This window comes from Enterobacter cloacae complex sp. BZL2005, from assembly GCF_049238885.1.
GTDB lineage: Bacteria > Pseudomonadota > Gammaproteobacteria > Enterobacterales > Enterobacteriaceae > Enterobacter > Enterobacter roggenkampii.
Window position 1 is genome coordinate 1 of sequence record NZ_JBMKGI010000039.1, and the last position, 3377, is coordinate 3377.

5 protein-coding genes are annotated in these 3377 nt (G+C 61.7%); 3 read left to right on the top strand and 2 right to left on the bottom strand.

Annotation, left to right across the window (positions count from 1 at the left end):
- Nucleotides 1–270 precede the first annotated feature (270 nt).
- Genes ACOTXI_RS24150 through ACOTXI_RS24160 form a run of 3 tightly spaced genes read left to right on the top strand, consistent with a single transcriptional unit; the run spans nucleotide 271 to nucleotide 2095 of the window.
- Nucleotides 271–1083, top strand: a complete 813-nt coding sequence (locus tag ACOTXI_RS24150) for a subclass B1 metallo-beta-lactamase NDM-5 (RefSeq protein WP_023408309.1) — start codon at nucleotides 271–273, stop codon at nucleotides 1081–1083.
- Between the two features lie 3 nt (nucleotides 1084–1086).
- Entirely contained in the window at nucleotides 1087–1452 is a 366-nt protein-coding gene (gene ble, locus ACOTXI_RS24155) for a bleomycin binding protein Ble-MBL (protein ID WP_004201167.1), read from the top strand.
- 4 nt (nucleotides 1453–1456) lie between these two features.
- A complete protein-coding gene (locus ACOTXI_RS24160; RefSeq protein ID WP_004201168.1) occupies nucleotides 1457–2095 on the top strand; it encodes a phosphoribosylanthranilate isomerase in 639 nt (212 codons plus the stop codon).
- Between the two features lie 10 nt (nucleotides 2096–2105).
- On the opposite strand, the gene ACOTXI_RS24165 is transcribed toward ACOTXI_RS24160, so the two are convergent.
- Together ACOTXI_RS24165 and cutA are read right to left on the bottom strand one after the other, a co-directional pair.
- The gene (locus ACOTXI_RS24165; RefSeq protein WP_004201169.1) at nucleotides 2106–3137 is read right to left on the bottom strand and encodes a protein-disulfide reductase DsbD domain-containing protein; all 1032 of its coding nucleotides are present in this window, start codon (nucleotides 3135–3137) and stop codon (nucleotides 2106–2108) included.
- A gap of 4 nt (nucleotides 3138–3141) precedes the next feature.
- Nucleotides 3142–3276 carry a divalent cation tolerance protein CutA gene (cutA, locus tag ACOTXI_RS24170; protein WP_023408307.1) on the bottom strand — a complete coding sequence of 45 codons (135 nt, stop codon included), beginning with the start codon at nucleotides 3274–3276 and terminating at the stop codon, nucleotides 3142–3144.
- Nucleotides 3277–3377: the final 101 nt, after the last annotated feature.

Sequence of the window (3377 nt, forward strand, 5' to 3'; positions counted from 1 at the left end):
GAATTCACTGTCGGCGAAGGTAAGTTGATGACTCATGATGAACCCTGTTCCATGGCTCCAGATGACAAACATGATCTCATATCAGGGACTTGTTCGCACCTTCCTTAGAGAAATTTGCTCAGCTTGTTGATTATCATATGGCTTTTGAAACTGTCGCACCTCATGTTTGAATTCGCCCCATATTTTTGCTACAGTGAACCAAATTAAGATCATCTATTTACTAGGCCTCGCATTTGCGGGGTTTTTAATGCTGAATAAAAGGAAAACTTGATGGAATTGCCCAATATTATGCACCCGGTCGCGAAGCTGAGCACCGCATTAGCCGCTGCATTGATGCTGAGCGGGTGCATGCCCGGTGAAATCCGCCCGACGATTGGCCAGCAAATGGAAACTGGCGACCAACGGTTTGGCGATCTGGTTTTCCGCCAGCTCGCACCGAATGTCTGGCAGCACACTTCCTATCTCGACATGCCGGGTTTCGGGGCAGTCGCTTCCAACGGTTTGATCGTCAGGGATGGCGGCCGCGTGCTGTTGGTCGATACCGCCTGGACCGATGACCAGACCGCCCAGATCCTCAACTGGATCAAGCAGGAGATCAACCTGCCGGTCGCGCTGGCGGTGGTGACTCACGCGCATCAGGACAAGATGGGCGGTATGGACGCGCTGCATGCGGCGGGGATTGCGACTTATGCCAATGCGTTGTCGAACCAGCTTGCCCCGCAAGAGGGGCTGGTTGCGGCGCAACACAGCCTGACTTTCGCCGCCAATGGCTGGGTCGAACCAGCAACCGCGCCCAACTTTGGCCCGCTCAAGGTATTTTACCCCGGCCCCGGCCACACCAGTGACAATATCACCGTTGGGATCGACGGCACCGACATCGCTTTTGGTGGCTGCCTGATCAAGGACAGCAAGGCCAAGTCGCTCGGCAATCTCGGTGATGCCGACACTGAGCACTACGCCGCGTCAGCGCGCGCGTTTGGTGCGGCGTTCCCCAAGGCCAGCATGATCGTGATGAGCCATTCCGCCCCCGATAGCCGCGCCGCAATCACTCATACGGCCCGCATGGCCGACAAGCTGCGCTGAGCCATGGCTGACCACGTCACCCCCAATCTGCCATCGCGCGATTTCGATGTGACAGAGGCGTTTTATGCGAAGCTGGGCTTTGCGACGAGTTGGAAGGATCGCGGCTGGATGATCCTGCAGCGCGGCGGTTTGCAGCTCGAATTCTTCCCCTATCCTGACCTCGACCCAGCTACGAGCTCGTTCGGCTGTTGCCTGCGGTTGGATGATCTCGATGCCATGGTGGCATTGGTGAACGCGGCGGGAGCCGAGGAAAAAAGCACCGGCTGGCCGCGCTTCAAAGCTCCGCAACTGGAGGCGAGCGGCCTGAGGATCGGCTACCTGATCGATCCCGACTGCACGCTGGTGCGGCTGATCCAGAACCCCGACTGACCGCATGCCCGCGAAAATCAAGATTTGCGGGATCAGCACACCCGAGGCGCTCGATGCGACCATCGCGGCGCGGGCGGACTATGCCGGGTTGGTGTTCTATCCAGCGTCGCCCCGTGCGGTTACGTCGAATGTCGCGGGCGCTTTGACATCGCGCGCAGCTGGCCAGATCGCCATGGTCGGTTTGTTCGTCGATGCGGATGATGCTGTCATCGCCGACGCACTGGTGGCAGCCAAGCTGAACGCGCTGCAGCTGCACGGTTCGGAATCGCCCGAACGCGTGGCCCAGTTGCGCGCGCGGTTTGGCAAGCCGGTGTGGAAGGCGCTGCCCGTCGCCAGCGCCAGCGATGTCGCACGCGCCGCAGCCTATGCCGGGGCGGCGGACTTGATCTTGTTCGACGCCAAGACCCCCAAAGGCGCGCTGCCCGGCGGCATGGGGTTGGCGTTCGACTGGTCGCTGCTGGCCGGATATCGCGGTGCCTTGCCGTGGGGGCTGGCAGGCGGGCTAAATCCGACGAATGTTGCCGAGGCGATTGCGCGCACCGGAGCGCCGCTGGTCGATACCTCCAGCGGCGTCGAAAGCGCGCCGGGCGTCAAGGATACCGACAAGATTACCAATTTCGCCTTTGCGGTGCGCTTGGCCTAAATCGCGTCGATCAATAGGCGTCGTTCAGCGCAAAGATCGGCTTGCGGGTGCGCCACTGCCCTCGGGTGAAGTCGGGAAAATCTAACGTGCGATTGCCCTCAGCAATCGATTGTTCCGACAGAGGCGTGATCGCGCTCCAGGCCAGCGCGTCGTAAATGTCGATTGGCATCGGGGCCTTGGCCTTCAGCGCCTCGACAAAAGCGTGGATCACGAACCAGTCCATCCCGCCATGCCCGGCCCCTGCCGCCAGATCGGCGTAGCGTTTCCATAGCGGGTGATCGTATTTCGCAAACCAGCCCTCGGCAGGCTCCCAGCGGTGCGGCTGTGGGCTCTTGCCCTCCAGATAGATCGACTTGTTGACGTCCATCCACAGCCCCTCGGTGCCTTGCACCCGAAAGCCGAGAGAATAGGGGCGCGGCAGCGAGGTGTCGTGGCACAGCATGATCGTTTCACCATTAGTGCAGCCGATCATGGTGTTGACCACATCACCCAGTGCGAATTTCACCTCGGCGTTGGGATGATCGGCAGAGCCGTTCTTGACGACATAATCATGCAGCCCGCGCGCCTTACAGCCGAAGCCGCCAGCGCCCGCTTCGCCCGGCAACGCGACCTTCAGGGTGCGGGTCTGCGGCGGGTAGCACACGCCGGCATCGGCGCAGCCCTGGTACTTCACGGTCAGGGTGGTCGCGCTCGCGCCGGCCGCGGGCGTGCCGGTGAGGGTGCCGAGCAATTCCTTGCGGTAGGTTTCGACGTCGCCGAAGAATTCGTCGCGGTAGGCCTTGCCCTTCGGCAGCGCCATGGTCGCGCCGGTGAAGGCGGCATCGGCCTTGACCGAGGTGCGGTGCCGGTACAGGTAATAGCCGTCGGCGATCCGCCAGCGCACCTCGATGCGGTCCGGCGCGGTGGCCTGCGCGGACAGGACGAAGACCTCGTCGACCGGCGGCAGTTCGAAGTCCTGGGCGACGGCCGAGGTCGCGGGCAGCGCAAGCAGCAGGGCGAGCCCGGCCAGCCAGCGGCGCAGGCGGATCGTGGATGCGGTCATTGGCTCAGTTTACCGGTCGGCTCTCGGCGGCCAGCCATTGCAGGTATTCGGGCAGGCCGGACGCGGCTTCGACCGCGAGCAGCTCCGGGAGTTCGTAGGGATGCAGTTGGCGCAGGCGTTCCTGCAGGGCGGGGGGCACTGTTGCAAATAGTCGGTGGTGATAAACTTATCATCCCCTTTTGCTGATGGAGCTGCACATGAACCCATTCAAAGGCCGGCATTTTCAGCGTGACATCATTC